The sequence below is a fragment of the Paenibacillus sp. MER 99-2 genome (genome assembly GCF_023714095.1).
Lineage (GTDB): Bacteria > Bacillota > Bacilli > Paenibacillales > Paenibacillaceae > Paenibacillus.
This window is the reverse complement of the sequence record NZ_JAMAUZ010000001.1, coordinates 1,148,838-1,170,642: the sequence shown is the minus strand read 5'-3', so window position 1 is coordinate 1,170,642 and position 21,805 is coordinate 1,148,838. Positions and strand designations below refer to the sequence as shown.

Annotated in this window: 16 protein-coding genes; 2 read left to right on the top strand and 14 right to left on the bottom strand. The window is 43.4% G+C overall.

What is annotated here, in order from left to right; genetic code table 11:
• Positions 1–10: 10 nt before the first annotated feature.
• From M3636_RS05320 to M3636_RS05310, 3 genes are all read right to left on the bottom strand, one after another.
• Positions 11–313: a hypothetical protein gene (locus M3636_RS05320; RefSeq protein WP_251381477.1), complete on the bottom strand. Its 303-nt coding sequence runs from the start codon at positions 311–313 to the stop codon at positions 11–13.
• Positions 314–540: 227 nt separating this feature from the next.
• Positions 541–1,635: an acyltransferase gene (locus tag M3636_RS05315; protein ID WP_251381476.1), complete on the bottom strand. Its 1,095-nt coding sequence runs from the start codon at positions 1,633–1,635 to the stop codon at positions 541–543.
• Positions 1,636–1,811: 176 nt separating this feature from the next.
• Entirely contained in the window at positions 1,812–4,502 is a 2,691-nt protein-coding gene (locus M3636_RS05310; protein ID WP_251381475.1) for a glycoside hydrolase family 78 protein, read from the bottom strand.
• A gap of 133 nt (positions 4,503–4,635) precedes the next feature.
• On the opposite strand from M3636_RS05310, the gene M3636_RS05305 reads away from it, so the two are divergent.
• Entirely contained in the window at positions 4,636–5,508 is an 873-nt protein-coding gene (locus M3636_RS05305) for an AraC family transcriptional regulator (protein WP_251381474.1), read from the top strand.
• A 74-nt stretch (positions 5,509–5,582) separates the two neighbouring features.
• On the opposite strand, the gene M3636_RS05300 is transcribed toward M3636_RS05305, so the two are convergent.
• The 8 genes from M3636_RS05300 to zwf form a co-directional block, all read right to left on the bottom strand.
• Positions 5,583–6,149 (bottom strand): 5' nucleotidase, NT5C type, encoded by a 567-nt coding sequence (locus M3636_RS05300; protein WP_145408949.1) that lies wholly within the window; start codon positions 6,147–6,149, stop codon positions 5,583–5,585.
• Positions 6,150–6,271: 122 nt separating this feature from the next.
• The gene (gene ascB / locus M3636_RS05295) at positions 6,272–7,735 is read right to left on the bottom strand and encodes a 6-phospho-beta-glucosidase (protein WP_251381473.1); all 1,464 of its coding nucleotides are present in this window, start codon (positions 7,733–7,735) and stop codon (positions 6,272–6,274) included.
• A 20-nt stretch (positions 7,736–7,755) separates the two neighbouring features.
• A complete protein-coding gene (locus tag M3636_RS05290; protein ID WP_251381472.1) occupies positions 7,756–9,672 on the bottom strand; it encodes a beta-glucoside-specific PTS transporter subunit IIABC in 1,917 nt (638 codons plus the stop codon).
• A 163-nt stretch (positions 9,673–9,835) separates the two neighbouring features.
• Positions 9,836–10,678: a BglG family transcription antiterminator LicT gene (gene licT, locus M3636_RS05285; RefSeq protein ID WP_145408946.1), complete on the bottom strand. Its 843-nt coding sequence runs from the start codon at positions 10,676–10,678 to the stop codon at positions 9,836–9,838.
• 413 nt (positions 10,679–11,091) lie between these two features.
• Entirely contained in the window at positions 11,092–12,195 is a 1,104-nt protein-coding gene (locus tag M3636_RS05280) for a metallophosphoesterase (RefSeq protein ID WP_251381471.1), read from the bottom strand.
• 302 nt (positions 12,196–12,497) lie between these two features.
• On the bottom strand, positions 12,498–13,916 hold the full coding sequence (gene gndA, locus M3636_RS05275) for an NADP-dependent phosphogluconate dehydrogenase (protein WP_056689810.1): 1,419 nt from the start codon (positions 13,914–13,916) through the stop codon (positions 12,498–12,500).
• A gap of 59 nt (positions 13,917–13,975) precedes the next feature.
• Positions 13,976–14,641 (bottom strand): fructose-6-phosphate aldolase, encoded by a 666-nt coding sequence (fsa, locus tag M3636_RS05270; RefSeq protein WP_056689807.1) that lies wholly within the window; start codon positions 14,639–14,641, stop codon positions 13,976–13,978.
• Positions 14,642–14,739: 98 nt separating this feature from the next.
• Positions 14,740–16,263 (bottom strand): glucose-6-phosphate dehydrogenase, encoded by a 1,524-nt coding sequence (gene zwf / locus M3636_RS05265; RefSeq protein ID WP_251381470.1) that lies wholly within the window; start codon positions 16,261–16,263, stop codon positions 14,740–14,742.
• Between the two features lie 111 nt (positions 16,264–16,374).
• On the opposite strand from zwf, the gene M3636_RS05260 reads away from it, so the two are divergent.
• The gene (locus tag M3636_RS05260) at positions 16,375–17,259 is read left to right on the top strand and encodes a LysR family transcriptional regulator (RefSeq protein ID WP_128101682.1); all 885 of its coding nucleotides are present in this window, start codon (positions 16,375–16,377) and stop codon (positions 17,257–17,259) included.
• 139 nt (positions 17,260–17,398) lie between these two features.
• Here the strand turns inward: M3636_RS05260 and M3636_RS05255 are convergent, their stop codons facing one another.
• The 3 genes from M3636_RS05255 to M3636_RS05245 are packed head-to-tail and all read right to left on the bottom strand — an operon-like array spanning position 17,399 to position 21,456.
• A complete protein-coding gene (locus M3636_RS05255; RefSeq protein ID WP_251381469.1) occupies positions 17,399–19,402 on the bottom strand; it encodes a chemotaxis protein CheA in 2,004 nt (667 codons plus the stop codon).
• 15 nt (positions 19,403–19,417) lie between these two features.
• Entirely contained in the window at positions 19,418–19,843 is a 426-nt protein-coding gene (locus tag M3636_RS05250) for a chemotaxis protein CheW (RefSeq protein ID WP_251381468.1), read from the bottom strand.
• 23 nt (positions 19,844–19,866) lie between these two features.
• The gene (locus tag M3636_RS05245) at positions 19,867–21,456 is read right to left on the bottom strand and encodes a methyl-accepting chemotaxis protein (protein WP_251381467.1); all 1,590 of its coding nucleotides are present in this window, start codon (positions 21,454–21,456) and stop codon (positions 19,867–19,869) included.
• Between the last annotated feature and the right edge of the window lie 349 nt (positions 21,457–21,805).

The window sequence follows — 21,805 nt, the reverse complement described above, 5'->3', positions numbered from 1 at the left end:
ACGCTAACGCTTATGTGTTCTTTTTGCTATCTCGCGCAAGCTCTGCCTCAATCTCCTGGTTTAAACTTTTCATCTCATCAGGGCTTAACTGACTTACATCTTTATTCTTACGCTCCATCTCATACTGCTCAGCTTCTTGTTTATTCATCAGTCCCAGATGGTTCTTAATCGCCAAAATATCCTCTCGCATTTTCATCGTTTGACGGTAGTTCTCTGCCACCAATGCTACTGCAATACCAATTAACAGAATCGGCCCAAACGGGACTAACACAGCAAGCACTGCTGCTACAATAAGTACCAAGAACATATACAATTTTCTCACTTCCTTTATTAATTTCCCTTCAGCGTAACCCATGAGTTCAACAAAATTTGCTTCGGAAGCAGGTCTACAGCAACTCTCTCGCCAATTCCAAAATATTGAATTTACTAAACATTAACCCATCATACATGCTCCAAGTAAAATAAAAAAGAGATTTCGAGCATTCCTCGTTAGGAAGCTTGAAATCTCTATCATTCAGTAATGTATTATATGATATAAATCTAACGGCCAATTAATACCCATCCCCAGTTCACTTTGCGAATACCAAGTGCAAGTAACCATGACAATCCTAGAGCTGCAAGATACGATAATATGATGCCCATACTAAAATGTGAGGCAAACACCGTTGTAAACTCACGTCTCCAGAATAACAATACCAGTGGATGAATGAGAAACACACCAAAGGCGACCGTTCCAAGCGAATTCAAAATTGCTCTAACCTTGAGTGGGCTTGAATGTTTTATTTTCCGAGTCCCTAATTGCTCACAGATTAGCATTAACAGTAAGCATGCCGTCAACGTAAATAGATTACGAAATACAAACAATAATGCATATGTAACAAATGGCATGTCTTCAAGTATTATTTTCACATATGAACTACCATAGATGAAAATGCCTCCCCCGGCAATTAGCGCCGCAAGAACAACAAATCGAAACGAATGTAATATTCGGAGAGCTTTCTCGAAATTCAGTCCCATCCAAGCTCCAAATCCAATGACGATAAAATAACTTGGCAACATACTGCCCATACGTTCAAAATGCACTTGAAGATGAATCATATAAAACACCGCCTGTGCGGCAATGAAGTATAGTGGCATATATTTGGTGAAGACAGCATGCCTCGTTAAGGACAACAATATAGGAAAGATAACATAAAATTGCAGAATAATCAGAAAGAAGTATAGATGTGTATGCGCAGTTCCCGTTAAGAGTTGCTCCGCAAATCGCTCCAAATGATCCACAGGCTGTTTACCTGCAATAACCTGCTTCACGACAAAGTAAATGAATGACCATACGAGATAAGGAACAAAAATATACAGCAAACGCTTCTTGTAAAAGGCCGGAACCCAGCCACGATCTCTCGCCTTAGAGTTGTAATTGTAGAATAGCACGAGCGAAGACAAAAATAAAAATGCCGGTACAGCAAATTGGAAAAATTGATTCCAAAAATAATAAAACTCTTGCTGGAACGTATTGTTCGCATAATGTGTAACTGCTGTAGAAGTAGCATGAATCGCAACTACTGCAATAATAGCAATGGCACGATAGAAATCCAGATAGCCAATATGCTTGGGCCGATTAACAGATTGATTCATACATAAAAACCTCGCTTATGCCTGATATAAAAGAAGATAGGTTCCGGCCGCAATCCAGATTCCATGCTTCATTTTAATCAGCGAGCGAGGCTAATACAATGGTGATACATATCATTTTTCGACTATATATTCCAACATACTACACAGTTCGACATTCATTTCAAAATACATGATCTTTACGCTTCCGTTAACTGCACCGGATACTGAAATGTATAACTTCCTGATCCCAACATCACTTGAAGCTGATCAGCCTTTAAATGAACGCCATTTACATCTGAAGCCTGATCCAACGCTGCCCCATCAAGCAGGACTGTATCAGATACTACATTGGGAAGCACAACTGTTGCTGTCGTATTCACCGGAACAACTACACGGAGCTGTATCTCGCCTTGTTCTTGTCGTGTCCAGCTGGAAACCACTTTCCCATACATCGTCTCCACACTAGCTTCTACCCATTCTAGCCCAGGCCCTGGTTGTGGTTCGATATGGATGGCTTGGAAACCAGGACGTTCTTCGTCTGCACGTATACCTGCCACATAACGATACAACCATTCGCCAATTGAACCGTATGCATAGTGATTAAATGAATTCATGTCAGCACTCCACATCCGGCCATCTTCCTTGATACCATCCCAGTGCTCCCAGATCGTAGTGGCACCTTGAGTGACCTGATATAGCCAGGATGGATAATCCTCATGAAATAGCAAGGTGTAAGCTAGTTCATGTTGTCCTGTCTCGCTAAGTACAGGATTCAGATAAGGCGTGCCTACAAATCCCGTGGTCAGATGATTATTCGCTTCAGCCATAAGTTTGCTCAGTTGCTCAATCGCTCGTTCTCGTCCAGACTCCTCCAATAGATCAAAGTGCAATGCCAGCACTACAGCCGTCTGAGTTGGTACCGCAATTCGACCCGAAGGTGTTACGAATTCCTCACGAAATGCTTTAACAATATGATCGTGTAATTCACCATAATGCGTTGCTTCTTCATTCTGTTCCAATGCCATGGCCGCTTTTCTAGTTAAAGATACAGAATAGGCATAAAAGGCTGTCGCTACATAATCCGAATCGGTCGCTCCAATGTAGCTATCTGGTTTGGAGTCTAGAGCTAGCCAATCTCCAAAATGGAAACCCGTATTCCAAAGATAAGGCTTCTCACCTTGATTATAAATATAGTCCACCCAGCGTTTCATACTTTCATATTGCTCAGCTAACAGTCGTTTATCACCGTACATTTCATACAGTGTCCATGGACAGATCACCGCCGCGTCTCCCCAAGCTGCTGACGAGTGAGCTGTATCTTGCATATCATTGGAGAAAATATCACTACTCGGATTAGGCACGTAAAAGGGTATTCCGCCATCCTCACGCTGGTCTGCTCCTAGATCACGAAGCCACTTCGTGAAGAATGGAGCCGTGTTCATGAGATAGGACGCTGTTCGGATAAACATCTGTGCGTCTCCCGTCCACCCAAGACGTTCGTCACGTTGTGGACAATCTGTCGGCACATCGAGGAAATTGCCCTTTTGCCCCCACAAAATGTTGTGATGCAGTTGATTCACAAGAGGACTAGAACACTTGAATTCACCGGTCTGCTCCATATGGGAATGGAGAACAACTCCCGTAAAATCTTGTAGATTAATCGCTTCTGGAAATCCAATCAACTTCACATAACGGAAGCCCTGAAACGTAAAGTGGGGCTCAAATGTCTCGGCCTCGCCTCCCTTGAGGGTATACTGAATTCGCTGCTTGGCAGCCCTCAGATTATCCGTGTAGAAATTACCGTCATGATCCAATATTTCGGCATGTAACAGCACAACCTCATGACCTGACTCACCTTGTATCGTGAATTTCATCCATCCCACCATGTTCTGACCCATATCAAGCACACGATCACCCTGCGGTGTGGTGAGTACAGCTATAGGTTGAAGATACTCCACTTGCGTTACGGGTACATTCTCTTGAGCAACGATGATATCTTTCGGGTGATCCAGTATTTCTACCGGCGACCAGGAAGACGGATCAATATCTGTCCATGCAGTTTCCAGCCTGGCATCATATGTCTCCCCCATATAGATATCAGACATCAGAATTGCACTTGAAGAAGACTGCCAGTGTTCATTCGTCAGTATATATTCCTCTGAACCGTCTGCATACAGGATGTGAAGTTCAAGTAATAAGGCTGTTCTTTTCCCATAAAATTGCTGTTCATTCTTCCATCCCAGATATCCCTTATACCATCCATCACCTAAGTAGGCGCCGAGTGTATTCTCACCGAGCTCTAAAGAGTCCGTAATATCGTACGTTTGATATTGTAATCGCTTACTATAACTCGTCCATCCCGGCGTAAAATACGCTTCTCCCACACGTTTATTATTCAAATGAAGCTCATATAACCCAAGGGCTGTGACATAAATTCTTGCTTTAGTTACGGGCTTACTCAGTTGAAATGACGTACGTAAACGCGAGCATGATTCATCCTTCTCCTCTTCTGCTGTCGATGGTGCCGAGATCCACTCTGCTCGCCAAGTATCCGCACTATCCATTAGCCCCATCTCGAAGAACGCGCTATCTGACCAGTCTGATTCGTTCTCGAAGTTATCCCAGACTTTAATTCGGTAATCATACCTTGTTCGCGCCGCTGGGAGCCAGCCATCTAATTCAACATGTATGGATTGGTTGGAGATCACCTTACCAGAGTCCCACACGATCTGCTCATAAGAATCCGGTAGAACTAATTGAATCTGGTAGGCGACCTGAACACAGTTTCGCTGGTCTGACTGTAGATGCCAGCTTAATCTTGGTGACCTCACATCCAGACCGATTGGATTTATTTTATATTCACAGCGAAGATGATGAACCGTCAACATAAGAGAAACATCCCTTTCCATCGTGGTTTCATATTCTGTCTTACGCTATAATTATATCGATCCTCTGAGAGATCATACCCGGTGATACAGACGAATTAACCCGGTAATTCGGCCATGAATTGAGGTGTTACATATGAGATCAGCGATTGAGCTATTTAAAAGTGAATTCTTTTTAAACAATAATCTAAAATTATTTGTGAATCGATGCTCGGAAAATTTTGATGCCCCGTTCCATGCACATGACTTCGTAGAGTATTGTTATGTTGCAGAAGGAAAGGGCTTTCATCATATTGGTGAAGACGTCATTTCTGTGCACAAAGGTATGCTGTTTGTTATCCCGATCGGTATACCTCATGTATTTCGGCCTTCCAGTCCCAACCTATCCGTGACTCCACTTATTATATACAACTGCCTGTTTAATGCTGAACTGACCTCAACGCTTAGTACAATCATTCAGGAGCAAGCGATATGCGATCACCTCAAGCATCTAGAACTTAATCAGATGCCTTACGTACATGTCGTAGATCATAATCAGCAGATTGAAGAAATAATGATTAGACTGTATAAAGAATCGTCCCTTCTGGACACCGGCTTTTCAACAATGTTATACACCTTGGTTAGCCAACTGGTTGTGACAACTTATCGACAATACCAACAGGATTATATGCAAACGTATTCGAGTACAGATGATTTTGAACACATCCTTATGTATCTGAGTCACCATATTCATGAACGGATTCGTCTACGTGATCTCGTGCGTATATCCAGCTGGAGCGAGAAACACCTCGGACGTTTGTTTCTTAAACATACAGGGCAGACGTTTGGTTCCTATCTTCAACATCTGCGCATACAAAAAAGTTGTGAACTCCTAAAGAGTTCACAACATAATGTCAGCCTAATCGCCGAATTGGTCGGCTACCGGGATGTAGATACTTTTTACGCCGTCTTCAAGAGAATTACGGGTATTACACCCCATATGTATCGCAAAAGCTATACATCAGATTAACCTGCAGCTCAAGACTTTTAAAACGAGTTCATTATTCATAAAGTTCGTTGTTTAAAATAAAGAAGATAATGCCGTCAGACGTTTACCGTTTCAAGCATTCTATCGATGTACTGCTTCGCCCCATGCCATGTGGACATCAATGGGAACCCATACTGCTCCCGTTCTTTTACATTCCATGGATGGGGAATACAAATGACTTTCTTGCCATCTTCATACGCAGGAATCAAATTATGTGCTCCGTCATCGATTAACAGATCAAAGCCGAGCAGATTTTTTCTTTTGCATGTAATAAATTGATCTGCGGTAATAAAAGGCATATGCTTTTGAAGCCAGTTCCACTTCTCTACCACTGTCCTTGGTTCCGCCGCCGTAACGATAATCAGATCATACGCCTGGTTCAGTTTCTCCATCTCTTCCACTACATATTCGTCATATAGCTCCAACTCTTCAAACAGACCCGGGCGACCGTAGAAAACATCATGGGTACTCTCTGGATGGCGCAAGTGAGAGGTGTCCCAATGAAGCATATCCTCGTATCGCAGCGGATGTGTTGGGAAGTTAATGTTGTTATGATATATAGCGCGTTTCACGAGCTGACATATGGTGTCGTCCATGTCAACTGCAATAATTGGTTTATTCATCTAGATCCCCCCGATACGAACACAGTATATCACCATACATGTTAGGAGGCTATTGTTTTTCAGCCATAATCAAAAGACGGCTCTTGCGCCGCAACATCGACATGCAAGAACCGCCCAGCATATTAATCTAAATCTTGACCGTTTGTAGCAATCACTTTCTTATACCATCCAAAGCTTTTTTTCTTCAAACGATTGAGCGTGCCTTTTCCATGATCGTCCTGATCCACATAGATTACGCCGTAACGCTTGGACATTTCCGAAGTAGATGCACTGATGATGTCAATAGCGCCCCAGTTGGTGTACCCCATAAGGTCTACCCCATCCATTACAGCCTCTTTCATCTGAGTAATGTGTCTTCTCAGGTAATCGATCCGATAATCATCGTTAATGGAACCGTCAGCCTCAAGCGTATCCTTGGCTCCGAGACCATTTTCAACAACGAATAACGGCAATTGGTAGCGATCGTACAGCTCCTTCAATGCAATACGTAGTCCGATGGGATCAAGTTGCCAGCCCCACTCTGTACGTTCCAGATTCGGATTCTTGATTGTGCTATAGAGATTGCCTCCAGTCACCCCATAATCTTCGGGATTCACTGCCGACACTAGTGATGTGTAATAACTGAACGAGATAAAGTCAACGGTATGTGCACGAAGGATTTCCTTATCTCCTGGTTCCATAACAACGGAAATTCCGTTCTCTGACCAATAACGATCCATATATGCGGGATAACTACCACGAACCTGAACATCTGTATGCAGCAAATTCAACTGGTTATCCACCTGTGCTTGCAGAACATCTTCTGGCTTCGATGTAGCTGGGTAATGAATCATACGAGCTAACATACAGCCGATCTGGAAATTTGAATTAATCTGACGTGCTTTCTCCGTAACCAGACTGCTGGCGACAAACTGGTGATGGAGCGCTTGGTATGAAGCTTGCATGGTGTTCTCCACACGATCCTCGATAATACCTCCGCCAGTGAACGGCTCGATAATGGTTGTATTAATCTCATTAAACGTTAACCAATACTTCACCTTGTCTTGATACCGCGTCATCACGGTCTCTGCATATCTCAGAAAATGTCCAATCACCTCGCGGCCTGCCCAACCGTTGTACTTCAATACAAGCCCCATCGGCATCTCATAATGCGAGAGCGTCACGAGTGGTTCGATATCATATTTGCGCAGCTCATCAAACACTTCATCGTAGAAGCGCAATCCCGCTTCATTCGGCTCAGCTTCATCACCATTAGGGAAGATACGCGGCCAGTTGATGGACAACCGGAACGTCTTGAAGCCAAGTTCAGCGAATAACGCAATATCCTCTCTAAAACGGTGGTAAAAATCGATTCCGTAACGCTTCGGATACCCTTCAGCACTGTGGTGAGCCATGGCCTTTTCAACCGTTGCACTCGTTACATGCATAAGCTCTCTTAGGTTCGTATAGTCTTTTTTCTCAAAATAAGGAACCATATCCGCCGTGGAGAACCCTTTACCTCCCGCGTCGAATCCTCCTTCTGCCTGGTTAGCAGCTATAGCGCCGCCCCACAAAAAACCTTCGGGAAAACCTTGTCGATTGCTCATCGTTATCCTCCTCTTCTCTTTTACAGTTCCGCTTTTAATACTTCCTGACCGATCTGAATGTCGCCCAATTGCACAGGCTGAACTGCACGATAATCGGCTGTATTGGTAACTACCATAGCTGTAGTGATGTCATATTCCTTCGCAATTTCATCAAGTTCAAATGTAAGCATAAGATCTCCGGCTTGCACGCGAGTACCTGATGTAACATGGGATTCGAAATACTGTCCACGCAGTTTCACTGTGTTGATTCCGACATGAATCAGTAATTCCATCCCCTCGTCACTGCGAACGACAATTGCATGTTTTGTTTTGAACACATTCATTACCGTTCCTGTAACTGGAGATACGAGTTCACCGATCGAAGGCACAAAAGCAACACCTTTACCCATCAATTCATCTCCAAAGGTAGGATCATTAACTTCTTGCAGTGGGATTGCTTTTCCTGTCATTGGTGCAACTGCTGTTGCGTTACTTGTAGGTGCTGGTGCACCCATGTCGTCTACGTCTACTGTTTCAGCATTTGCAGGTGTATTTTTGTTTGAAGCTGTGTTGCTCGGAGAGAATTGAGCCAATGCTTCAGCATCGCCTTCTTCCTCCTTAATACCGAATACGACAGACATGATCGTTCCTACAATAAACGCCAGCGCCATACCACCTAATGAATACCAGAAGGTTTGTCCGATCAACGATGGAAGTCCCGGAAGACCACCGTTACCTGCAAGGACATATGCTTTAGCACCAAATGCGAGAGCGAATCCACCACCCACTGCGCTACCAATCATCGCTGCAGCAAAAGGTTTTTTGTATTTCATGTTTACGCCGTACATTGCAGGCTCGGTTACACCCATGAGAGCCGTGAAGCTTGTTGACAATGCAACGGTTTTAAGTTTTTTGTCCTTCGCACGGAAGAATACACCTAATGTTGCACCCGCCTGACCCATATTGGAGATGAACGTCAGTGGCAAGAACTTATCGAAGCCCAATGTTGCAATGTTACTCAAGATGATGGGTACTAACGCATAGTGCATTCCCGTCATGATGATCAACGCCATGGCGCCGCCCAAAACAATACCCGCGATCAGACCACCTTCGTTCAGGAGCCAGTTAATACCTCCCGACAAACCGTTACCTACAAATGTTCCCAGAGGACCAATCGCAATTAACGTCACCGGAACCATCACAAGCAAGGTAATTAGAGGTACAAGCAGCAATTTCAGTGCTGCTGGGATGATGCGGTCAACCCATTTCTCTACATAGGACATTAGCCATACCGCAAGTAAAATCGGAATAACCGATGAAGCATAACTTACAGCTGTTACTGGAATACCGAGAAACGCAACCGATTCGCCACTAGATAGTAATGCTGTCATATCTGGATACATTAGTGCCGTACCCAGCGCAATCGCTACAAACGGGTTACTGCCGAATTTACGAGCAGCACTTACTGCGATGAGTAGCGGTAAGTAGTGGAATACCCCATCACCAATAGCTGAGAGAATCCGATATACATCTGTTCCCGCTGTCATCCAGCCCACAGATACAAATAGAGCAAGCAATCCTTTGAGCATACCCGCCGCTGTAATGGCTGGCAGCATTGGGGCAAATACACCCGCAATCGTCTCAAAAATGTTAAGAATGATGTTTTTGTTTTTATCTGGCTTAGGCTGTTTCGTCTCTGAACTTTGCCCAATGGCTGGATGATCCTTGACCATTGCATCAAATACTTTAGATACATCATTACCAATGATTACTTGGAACTGATCACCAGAGATATTTGTGCCCATGACTTTATCTAGTTGCTTTAGGGAACCGTTATCCACTTTGTCGTTATCTTTCAGATCAAAACGTAACCGTGTGACGCAATGATATACCGAGTTAATATTGTCTGTACCCCCGACGGCTTTGATGATTCCCTGTGCCGTTTCCTGATGTTTCATATGGAGCTCCTCCTCATTTTTCCAATAAAAAATACCCGAACGAATACAACGCAGATTTCTGACGTCATCTCATTCGGGTATTGCCTGATTGAACAGTAACAAGCCCAGTAATATTCAATTGTTGTTACTACAACTGGTGTATGGTGCAATAGATGTGAGTCATTTATCTATCTCGCTTGGTCTTCATCAACCGCTCCAGGTGGAGCGTCAGATATAACTGCTCCGAATGTGTCATGTCATACTGATAGTTCTTATGGATAAAAGCTTCAATCTTACCAATACATTTGAAGGTTTCCGGATAGTTTTTCCGAACGACCTCGTACAAATACTCTTCTGCATCATCATGTGACGAATGTGTAATGACCCGCTGACAGAAATATTTCAAATGTGTGATGAACCGGAAATAGTTAACACTATCTTCATCCAATTCTACATTAAAGTGATATTTGATAATATTCATGATCTCCTGAAGCAGCTGCATCAGGTGGGTGACATCATTCATTGAATCATTGACTTCTGCGTTAATAAAATGCAAAGCGATATTGCAGATTTCATCCTTAGGAAACTCGATATCCAGTCGTTCCTTAAGCAGAGTTAACGCTTCTCTAGCCACATCGTACTCTGCCTTATAGAAATGCTGCACTTCCCATGAGAGCGGATTACGCGTAATCATACCCTTTTCCATCCGCTGAACGGCAAAATGAATGTGATCAGACAGGGAGACGTAAATCCCGTCACTGATCGTTTTATTCAGCTGCGTCCGTGCAAGCGTCACGATATCATCCGTTGCCTGCAGAATTTCAATAGGCACTTCAGCCACGATGGACTTGAATCTCTCATAAATCGATGTATCCTGTAGGCGAAACACCTTTTCAATTCGCTCTTCGTCAATCTCATCGCCAGCTTTAAACTTAAATCCGATACCCCGGCCGAGGATCAGCAGTTCCTGATTTTTATCATCCACTGTGCTGACGATATTGTTATTAAATATCTGTTTGATAATCATAATGGACCCACCTGCTCTATTTTGAGACATAAAAAAGGGCAAAACCAAAACAGAAATAATAAAATCATTTCCATAGTGGTTTTGCCCGCTTTACCGGTAACAAGCCTCGGATATAATTTATCACAAGCTGAAAACGGTGTCAACAGAAATTCCTGCCACTGTCTGTACTTTTATAATATTTACATTTTGATGCAGGAACAAACACCTAAAACCCATCATTCTTAGAGAAGCCTCAAGCTCAGACCCACAGATTTTAATGGCGATCCATTGAAGATCTCGTCTAATTCAAAATATAGGTTGGACGATTGAAAGTCATGGAAAGTGAGTAAACAACGGATGATCGCCTTTACTGGTGTCCAGAGTCTAATCATCTTGAAACCACATAAAAGCCCTTCTCGCGAAGGGCTTTAGTACTATTGCTTAAACGTTACATTAATCTCTACAATCTCAGAGCGACTGCTTGTCCGAATTGGAGGTCCCCAGAAGCCATATCCAGAGGTCACAATGGAATGCATATCACCCTTTTGCAGATAACCCCAGTCATTCTCGTAGATCGCTGCTGTGATGAACTGTGCCGGCGCAATCTGTCCTCGATGCGTGTGACCTGATACAACGAGATCCACATGGTTTTGCTCCGCAATATCCAGATCATACGGCTGGTGATCCAACATGATCACCGGTTGACTTAGATCCGTATCCTGCATCAATGTCGCTACTTCAGCACGATCCTTCTCTGTTCGATCCTTACGTCCAATAAGCGTGATTTTATCATCTAACATAATCTTATCATCGTATAATACTTGCATATTACTCTTCTCTAACGCCGCGATGAGATCTTCAATCGGCCCATCAAACTTATCATGGTTACCCAAGGAAGCGTAGACTCCATAAGGTGCTTTGATGTCACGAATAATATCTGCAATCCCACTATTCAGATACATGTCCAGATTGTCATCAATAATGTCACCAGGGTATAACACCAGATCTGGCTGGAGCGCATTAATTTCCTCTACCATACGCTTCGCATGAGCTGGGCCTGATAACAGTCCAAAGTGCATATCTGCTGCCATCACGATCTTGAGTTTGTCCATACCCTCAACCTTTTTATCCACCTGGATACTATACTGTCTAACGACTGGGCTATACGCATTGAAAATACCGTATCCTAATGTAGACAGAAGCAGAATCAGCGTAATCACACCGCCCCATTTATGTGCGTGATGTCTTGGAATACGAGTTAAGCGTAGTAACCAAAGTACTAAATGGGCAACAGGCAAAATGATTAATAACAAAGAGAAGATGGCGAGCCAGTATGAACCGATAATGCTCAAAAATGAAATGTTACCAAACATTCTCGCCAAAATAAACGACAGTGACAGGAACACCAGTACAATGATGTACAGCAAACGGAATCTGGCTGCCACAACAGGCTTCATCCAGCTCCAACCGCTCCATCCTATGTAGAACACTAAAAGACCATATACAAGCAAAAACAATATACCTACAAGTACAAACATGCCAAGCTTAACCCCCACGTCAAATTAAGTATAAGTTGTTATTTGAATCAAATAGACAAATTTCACCTCTATACATGAGTATAACGTAGTTAATGGGGTCGACGCATCTATTTACCTCAAGTAGTTGCGTACATTTTATTACAATTTGATGATACTTAAATTCAAACATTCTTTAATCACAATATTAGACACAAAAAACACCCTAGTTCCTTCATGAGTCTGTACTCATAAAGGAACAGAAGGATGCCATTTTGAAATAGATATGGAGTTAATTCATTTTGAGTTCCATCTATAACATATATTTATTCGTTCGTGTCCATCCATTGGAAGTGGAATGAACCTTCTTTGTCCACGCGTTGGAACGTGTGTGCACCGAAGTAGTCACGTTGTGCTTGCAGCAGGTTTGCAGGCAAACGCTCTGTACGGTAGCTATCGTAGTAGGACAGTGCGCTGGAGAAACCAGGAACCGGAATTCCTTGTTGTACAGCGGCTGCTACCACTTCACGCCATGCGCCTTGGTAAGATTCAACGATGTTTTGGAAGTATGGATCCAAGAGCAGGTTTTTGAGCGCTGCATCTTTATCATATGCTTCTTTGATGTTTTGCAGGAACTGTGAACGGATGATGCAGCCACCACGGAAGATCATAGCGATGCTACCGTATTTCAGGTCCCAGCCGTATTCATCGGATGCAGCACGCATCTGAGCGAAGCCTTGAGCATAAGATACGATTTTACTTGCGAACAGTGCTTTACGCACATTCTCAATGAATGCTTTTTTGTCGCCAGAGAATGCTTCTGTCGCAGGACCATTCAGAATTTTGCTTGCTGCCACGCGCTCGTCTTTCATCGCAGACAAGAAACGGGAGAATACGGATTCGGTAATCATGGACAGCGGTACGCCGAGATCAAGCGCACTTTGGCTTGTCCATTTACCTGTTCCTTTTTGTCCAGCTGCATCCAAGATCACGTCTACCATTGGTTTGCCGGTTTCGGGATCGTATTTGGAGAAGATGTCTGCTGTAATTTCGATCAGGTAGCTATCCAGTTCTCCTTGATTCCATTCTGTGAAGATCTCATGCAACTCTTCTACAGAGACGTTCAATACGGATTTGAGCAAATGGTATGCTTCACCAATCAATTGCATATCTCCGTATTCGATACCATTGTGAACCATTTTAACATAATGTCCTGCGCCGTCTGGTCCGATATATGTGCTGCAAGCATCGTCGCCAACTTTAGCCGAGATTGCTGTCAGAATCGGTTCAACTAAGGCATACGCACTTTCTTGACCACCTGGCATAATAGCTGGGCCTTTTAATGCACCCTCTTCACCACCGGATACACCTGCGCCGATAAAGCGGAATCCTTTTTCCTCCAGCTCTTTGCTGCGGCGTTGAGTATCAGGGAAGTACGCATTACCACCATCAATGATAATGTCTCCTTGGTCTAGGTAAGGAAGCAATTGTTCAATTGTGGCATCTGTTGCTTTACCCGCTTGAACCATGATCAAGATTTTGCGCGGGGATTCCAGAGATGCTACGAATTCTTCAATTGAGAACGTACCGATTAGGTTTTTCCCCTCAGCTTCTTTCAAGAGATCATGCGTTTTCTCAGGTGAACGGTTAAATACCGATACGGAGAACCCTTTACTCTCGATATTGAAAGCCAAGTTTTTACCCATTACTGCCAATCCAATAACACCAATCTGTTGTTTACTCATTATGTCCTCCCGAAGTCCATGTTTATATTTTTATCTCAATCTAACATTCCTATCAGACCTTATTGTACTGTTTTTTTCCAGTCTGCTGCGAATTTCTCCATACCTTGATCTGTCAGTGGGTGTTTGGAAATCTGCTCAATGACAGAGAAAGGAACTGTAGCGATATGAGCACCAGCCATTGCTACACGTGTAACGTGATCCGGATGTCTAACAGACGCTGCAATGATCTGTGCATCCAAGTTATGTGTACGGAACAACTCAGCAACTTTGGCAACCAGTTGTACTCCATCTTCTGAGATATCATCCAGACGTCCCAAGAACGGAGATACATATGTTGCGCCGGCACGAGCCGCCAGAAGCGCCTGGTTAACAGTGAAGATAAGTGTAACGTTTGTTTTTACACCTTTCTCCGTCAAATAACGGCAAGCTTCCAAACCTGCGAGTGTCATTGGCAGTTTAATTGTTATGTTTTTGTCGTTATTGTTGATTTTGATCAATTCATTCGCTTGTGCAATCATTTCTTCTGCAGTAAGAGCATCTGGAGTAACCTCAGCAGATACGGACTCAACCGTTGGCACTTCACGCAAAATCTCTTCAATGCGATCCTCAAACTTAATGCCTTCTTTGGCAACCAAAGATGGGTTAGTTGTTACGCCTGAAAGTACACCAATTTTATACGCTTTTTTGATATCCTCTAAGTTTGCTGTATCGATGAAAAATTTCATGGTTAATTCCCTCCATTAAGATAATTTTAAGTGTCCAACAGAGCCATTCCAACCTATCCTTCGAAGTGGCTCGTTGGTTGAATACATGTGGTTAGGTATTACAGGTTGCCATTCACTGCCAAAGGAACATCCGTTACGGATGTTGTATCCTGATCAGTCGGCTCGTCAAACCACCAATGGTGGCCTTCAGCCGCAAGCATCGCATCCGATTCTGCTGGACCGTAACTTCCTGCAGGATATAAGTGAAGAGGTAACAGATTCTCAGTAAAAGCATCCAAGATCGGTTGCACCCAAGCCCATGACAACTCAACTTCATCCCAGTGTGCGAAGAATGTTGGATCGCCATGCAATGCATCATGAATCAAGTTCTCATACGCTTCAGCTAGATCTTCGCGGTCAGGAGAAAGATCAATGTGTACTGGCTTGAAGTCTCCCTTATTCTGCGGATCACTTGCATTCAGTTGCAATGTCATACTTTGATCAGGACTCATCTCAATGACAAGCAAATTAGGTTTGGAGCCGTTGCTCTTGACTCCATGAGCTTGACCGGATGGTTCTTTGAATTCAATGACGATGCGAGTGGATTTCTCCTTCATTCTTTTACCCGTACGGATGTAGAATGGAACACCACGCCAGAAGAAATCATCAATTTGTAGCTTCGCAGCTATGAACGTATCGTTCATGGTGTTCTCAGCTACACCTGGTTCAGCAGTATAAGCATTAACAGGTTTGCCTTGGATGCTTCCCTCTGCATATTGTCCACGAATTACGCTCGCTCCAACCGTTTGTTTTTGCAAAGGTAAGATGGATTCCATAATATGCTTTTTCTTCAAGCCTACTTTTTCCGGTGTGCTGTTGTATGGAAGCTGGATCGCCATCATCATCAGCAATTGCAGCATGTGATTCTGGAACATATCCCGCACTGCACCTACATGATCATAATAGGATGCGCGTTCCTCTACACCTACTGTTTCGTTTGCTGTAATTTGCACATTGGAGATGTATCGATTGTTCCACAACGCCTTCATGATTGGATTACTTTGATGCAGTGTCTCCAAGCGTTGTACCATCGGTTTACCCAGATAGTGGTCAATCCGATAAATTTCTTCCTCAGTGAAAGACTCGCTCAAGTTGCGATTAAGATCACGAGCAGACTGGAGATCATGTCCGAATGGCTTCTCAATAACAAGACGTTTCCAGCCTTCTGTTGAGCCTAAGCCGCTCTCTTGGATATTCTGCGCAATTGGCTCGAAGAATTCCGGTCCAACGGAGAGGTAAAACAAACGGTTGGAAGGAATGCTCAGCTCAGCTTCTCTCTTCTGAACAAGATCTAACAACTTTATATAATCTTCCTTATGGCTTATATTCAATACACTGTAGCGAAAAGCTTTTACAAAAGACTTCACTTGTACCGGATCAGCCTGGCGTCTGGAAAACTCATGAAGCGACTTTTCCACTTGTGCCTGAAAGAATTCATCAGACCATTCTCTACGACCTAAGCCAATCAAGGAGAAAGATTCTGGAAGCTTCTGCTCAATGTATAAATTATATAATGCAGGATATATTTTTCTTTTGGCTAAATCGCCAGTAGCACCAAACAAAATTAGGGATGTTGGTTCCATCTCACTATCTCCTTCCAAGTAACTCTGGTTTCTTTGCTGTAGTTACACTATAATACGTTTTATAGCCATACAAGTAATTAATATATTTCACAGGAGCTATAGACCATATCTATGACAACAAATTATGAATTATATAAGGTGTTTTATTGGGCTGCCAAAACGGGAAGTTTAACTCAAGCGGCAAAAGTACTATACATTACGCAACCAAGTGTCAGTCATGCGATCAAGCAGCTTGAAGAAAGCTTTGGTTTAACATTGTTTTACCGTAACTCCAAAGGTGTTGCGCTGACGCAAGAGGGCATGAGCCTATACTCTTACATTGAACAGTCACAGATTCTGATATCTCTGGCTGAGGAAAAGATGGCTGCATTAAAAAGCTTGGATAGCGGCGAGCTTAGAATTGGCGGTAGTGATTCCCTGTTTAAACATTACATGTTGTCTTATCTCGAAGAATTTCACGTTCTATATCCAAACATCAAGCTGCATTTAAGCCACGGAACCACGCCGGAAGTGATCACATTTCTAAAAGAGGGTAAGATCGATCTAGGCGTTGTCCGCATGCCAATTGTTGACCCTCAATTAGAAGTAAGAGAAAGTATTCAGCTCAAGGATTGTTTCGTCGCTGGGGAGCGCTATGCTGAACTTAAAGACAAGGTGCTGTCTCTGGAGATGCTGCTTGAACATCAGTTGATTCTCTTCTCTCGGAATAGCCGGGTACGGATGGCCATCACGGAATTGTTTAATTCCTATGGCTATACGCTTAAACCAGAAATTGAGGTAGGTAGTGTCGATCTCCTCATTGAGCTGGCAAGGCGGGGGCTAGGAATCTCATATGTAACTCGGGAGTTTATATCCAAGGAACTGGAGGAAGGCTCATTGTTCGAAATTCAGCTGGATGTGTCCTTACCTCCTTCCCACGTCGGAATTATGACCAAGCGCAATATGCCTACTTCTCTGGTAACGAACCGCTTCATGGATCTAATCTTCAAATCGTAACTTAGTCAAAAACGAACATTTATGCGCAAAAGAGTGCCCTATCATCCTAAGCAGCAGGATAATAAAGCACTCTTTTGTTATTCCCATTATGATATCTCAATGGTGTTACTATTCGATCTTGATTTGACAGTTCGCTTATCTATTGGCTTACCAAATACGATGCATCAAGGATGACAGCCACTCGTCCATTGCCCAGAATTGTTGCACCAGACAGATGGTTCATTGCCCCTAGATACGATCCTAGACTCTTAATAACAACTTCTTGATTGCCCATGATTTCGTCCACAGCAAAAGCCGCGGTTTTGTCCACAGAGCGAACGATAATGAGAGGAATCGTCTTGGATTCCCGGCTTGTGGGCGGATAATTCAGTTTATCCCGCAACCAATGGAACGGCACAATACGTCCATGATTCAAGATAGCTAGCTGCCCTTGTATCGTTTGAATGTCTTCTGGAGCGATGCGAACGATCTCCGCAATATTGTACATTGGGATGATCAATACACGACCCGAAACTTTAACAAGTAAGCCTTTGATAATCGCAAGCGTAAGAGGTAACCGGATGGTGAATGTCGTTCCTTTACCAGGCTCCGTGTCAATGTCAATAATGCCGTTCAGTCGACCAATCTGGCTTCTCACAATGTCCATACCCACTCCGCGGCCTGAAACCTCACTCACCGAGGAAGCGGTAGAGAATCCTGGTTCAAAGATGAGATGAACTGCTTCCTGCTCTGTCAGATGTGAGGCTTGCTCCTCCGTAATTAAGCCCTTGCTTAACGCAGAAGCTTTAATTCGTTCACCGTCAATGCCTTTACCATCATCCGAGTATCGGATAACGACATGATTTTCCTCGTGAAATGAGGTAAGTGTGATTTTTCCTTTGGTGGGTTTACCCTGTTGCTCTCGAATCTCTCGACTCTCAATGCCATGATCTGCACTGTTTCGAATCAAGTGAATCAATGGGTCACTCAATTCCTCAATAATCATCCGATCAAGCTCTGTCTCTCCGCCTTGAATAATCAGTTCCAATTCTTTACCCAGCTTCTGGGATAGATCACGAACTAGACGTGGGAAACGACTGAATAGTTGATCAATAGGCAGCATACGTGTCTTCATTACGCCTTCTTGCAGCTCCTTGATCACTCTGCCCATATGATCCGAGACACCGCCAATGCTCTGCATTAACGGCGAAGGGGTACTACGTGCCCCTTCGCCACTCAGATCAGCAAGTGAGGTCTGGTCAATGAGTAGTTCTCCGACCAGATTCATCAGATGATCCAGACGCTCAACGTTTACTCTTACGGTAGGTTGGGTACCTTTGTTACGGTCGTCCGAGAGTGATTTTTCCGCAGATGGGTTAACAAGACCTGCTTCAGCTATCTCCTGAACAACCATTGGTTCGTTAAGAACCACGGCCAACTCTCTAGCATACGCCTCTATGACCACACCCTGCACATCTGACTCATTGGAGAGTTCTGCCTGCATAACCTGTGGGTTGTCTGCAATTGCCGCCACAATAACACAATTGGTGTATCGATCATCGTCTTCCGCACTAGCTACTTGATCTGCCAGAGAAGCTGCAATGATTGTACCCCCATGTTCTTCAATTCGTTGCCTCAAAATAAAGTATCTTGCGGCCTTCATCATACAAGCCGTTTCCAACGTAATTCGAATGGAGAAAAGCTGACGCCCCGCATCTACAGCCTCCTGTGCAACTAACCATTCCGACTTCTTAAGCTCGGGAGCCTTCACTGGCTCCATAACGACGGGCTTTTGAATAAGGGATTGGATCTCCGCAACCACGCTCTTAAAATTCTGAAATGGCTGACCACTAATGTACTGATCCCGTAGCACCTTCATTGCATCTAAAGAACGGAACAGCGTATCTATAAGCACCGAATTTATCTCAGGCTTCTTGTCACGCACCCATTCCAGTGCAAACTCCACCTCATGGGTTAGATCACTTAGTTCCCTAAAGTCCATGGTTGAAGCTGATCCTTTAATGGTATGCGCTGCACGGAAAAGCGTCTGAACAAGCTCAACCGATGGAGAACGTTCCAGTTCCAACAGCGATTGATCCATGCGCTCCAACTGATCATTTAATTCCTCTATGAAGATGTCGCGGTAGGCAGATAAATCCATCATTTCATGTTCCCCTCCCTATCCGCCCAATATTTCTTCTAATTTCAAAATGCCCACAAGTTGGTCTTCACGTTGTCCAACACCAAGAAAGACGGCTTCTCGGCTTCGGGCATGCCCGCTCGTCGGAGGATGAATTTCATTATACGTAGTCACTTTGTTGACTCTATCGACAATAAGTCCCACATATTCCTCCTGGTAACGGACAACAATAATTCGTGTTGATCTTGTATCCGGCTCATCAGGCATTCCTAACAGATTGCGTAAACTCACTACACATACAACCTTACCTCTAAGATTAACAACACCTTTTACCTCCGGACGGCTGTAAGGAATATCTGTAATACTGAGCATTTTAATAATTTCATGAATCTCTTCAATCCGGATCGCGCAGGTTTCAGCCCCAACGGATAGTTCAATGTACTGCTCTTGCTGAAGTGAAGACATCTGGTCACCTCTGTTTGATATGATTATTGAGTCTTAAATGCAGATGCGGAATGAGCCAGCTCTTCAGCCAGGTGTGCCAGTGATTGACATGTTGCAGCAGTTTCCTCTGAAGCCGCAGCGGATTCCTCACTAGATGCTGAGATTGATTCAACAGAGCTCATCACTTCTGCTGCCTGTGCCGCTTCCTCTTCGCACGCAGCCGCAATTTCGTTTACTTTGTGTGAAGAATTATTGACCATCTCAATAATCTGATCAAATGCTTGTCCTGTCATGGAGGATTGCTCCACGCTATCTGCTACTGCACGAACACTCTGTCTTGTATTTTCTTGCATCACTTTAATAATGTTCGTGATCTCTTTCGTTGCTTCACCGCTTCGTTCTGCGAGTTTACGTACTTCATCGGCTACAACTGCAAACCCACGTCCTTGTTCGCCTGCCCGAGCCGCTTCAATGGCTGCGTTCAGTGCAAGTAGATTCGTCTGCTCTGCGATATCATCAATCACTTCAATGATGTCACCAATTTTACGAGAATCTTCTTCTAACTGCGACATTTTCACATTCACAGCCTGCATGCCTTCGAGTGAAGTTTGCACGACATGTCCACCTTCACGTGCTGTTTTCACGGTATCATTGGACAGCTCTGCCGCTTCTTCAGCACTTGCTGCAACGGAGTTAATGGCAAGGGAAAGCTCCTTGAACAGTTCAGAAATATTCGCAGCCTCGCTCGACTGACTTGTGCTTGTGCTTGCAATTTCTTGTGTACTTGCTGAGATTTGCTCAGATGATGCAGCAACACTTTGTGAATTCATAACAATGCTGTCGATCAATGTTTTCAAGTTATCGACCATTCGATTTAGGGCTTGGGCTAGTTGTCCCACTTCATCTTGGGATGAAATATTGGACTTGAGGGTAAGATTACCGCTCGCTACTTCTCTTGCCAAGTCCACCATGGACAATAACGGCTTGGAAATGGAACGTGAAATAATATATCCGATTAATACACTAAAGATCACTGCTAGAACAACTAAAATGATGGTTACCATAAAGGAGGCGGAATAAGCTGCTTCTGATTTTGAATTTGCTTCTTCAGCTAGACTTATATTAATATTCATTAAATCTTGCAGTACCTGTACTACGCCATCACCTGGCGGTTTTAAAGTTTCTCTAAGGAATCTAGTAAATTCATCGTTGTTGTCACTTAAAGCTATGTTTATTCCTTGGTCATACAAGGTTAAATAATTTGGATACTGTGTATCAAAGTTCCGAAGTAGATCACTTTCTTGTGGAGTAGTTGCTAAAGCGCGGTAATTATTGATGTGTTCATCCAATGTTTGACGAATTGAGGCGATGTTATCCATAATTCTGGTTTGTTCTGCATCAATGGATTCTGTGTTGAGGTCACGTACGCCAACACGCATACGCTGATAATCTACTTGTGCCGCTGATAGTTCTTTTACAGACATAAGATTGTTATTGTACATTTCTTGCATGCGTTCGTTCGTACTTCTCAATGTAATGACTGAATAAATCCCGAGTGCTGCCAGAATCATGGACACAATTAAAAATGCTGAAATAATCTTTGTTGCTGTCTTCAAATTACCGAACCACTTCATCTAATCTCCTCCTAGGCATCTTCGTGTCCAGTTATGTATTTATTGCGTCTGTAACCCCTTCCCCCGGGCAACGCTCTAGACAACTTACGATTTATTTCGACATTACTATCAAAAATGTGAATAGAAGATTTGTAATTATTAAATTTTTCGCTATTACGAAAAAAATAAAAGATTCTATAGCACCTTTCTTTTTGTAAAACAAAATCTAAATATTCATAAAATTAGACACTATTTGTTCGCAATTACGAAAATCTAAACAACTATTAAATTCATTAACATTTTAAATATATCTGTAATTCGATCTGATGTAAGGTATTTAGAATCACTTATACCAAGCACAAAGACCTAC

Coding starts and splice junctions, on each gene's coding strand:
- M3636_RS05315 (WP_251381476.1), bottom strand. CDS start 1,635: ATGAATCAATCTGTTAATCGGCCCAAGCATATTGGCTATCTGGATTTC.
- M3636_RS05310 (WP_251381475.1), bottom strand. CDS start 4,502: ATGTTGACGGTTCATCATCTTCGCTGTGAATATAAAATAAATCCAATC.
- M3636_RS05305 (WP_251381474.1), top strand. CDS start 4,636: ATGAGATCAGCGATTGAGCTATTTAAAAGTGAATTCTTTTTAAACAAT.
- M3636_RS05300 (WP_145408949.1), bottom strand. CDS start 6,149: ATGAATAAACCAATTATTGCAGTTGACATGGACGACACCATATGTCAG.
- ascB (WP_251381473.1), bottom strand. CDS start 7,735: ATGAGCAATCGACAAGGTTTTCCCGAAGGTTTTTTGTGGGGCGGCGCT.
- M3636_RS05290 (WP_251381472.1), bottom strand. CDS start 9,672: ATGAAACATCAGGAAACGGCACAGGGAATCATCAAAGCCGTCGGGGGT.
- licT (WP_145408946.1), bottom strand. CDS start 10,678: ATGATTATCAAACAGATATTTAATAACAATATCGTCAGCACAGTGGAT.
- M3636_RS05280 (WP_251381471.1), bottom strand. CDS start 12,195: ATGTTTGTACTTGTAGGTATATTGTTTTTGCTTGTATATGGTCTTTTA.
- gndA (WP_056689810.1), bottom strand. CDS start 13,916: ATGAGTAAACAACAGATTGGTGTTATTGGATTGGCAGTAATGGGTAAA.
- fsa (WP_056689807.1), bottom strand. CDS start 14,641: ATGAAATTTTTCATCGATACAGCAAACTTAGAGGATATCAAAAAAGCG.
- zwf (WP_251381470.1), bottom strand. CDS start 16,263: ATGGAACCAACATCCCTAATTTTGTTTGGTGCTACTGGCGATTTAGCC.
- M3636_RS05260 (WP_128101682.1), top strand. CDS start 16,375: ATGACAACAAATTATGAATTATATAAGGTGTTTTATTGGGCTGCCAAA.
- M3636_RS05255 (WP_251381469.1), bottom strand. CDS start 19,402: ATGATGGATTTATCTGCCTACCGCGACATCTTCATAGAGGAATTAAAT.
- M3636_RS05250 (WP_251381468.1), bottom strand. CDS start 19,843: ATGTCTTCACTTCAGCAAGAGCAGTACATTGAACTATCCGTTGGGGCT.
- M3636_RS05245 (WP_251381467.1), bottom strand. CDS start 21,456: ATGAAGTGGTTCGGTAATTTGAAGACAGCAACAAAGATTATTTCAGCA.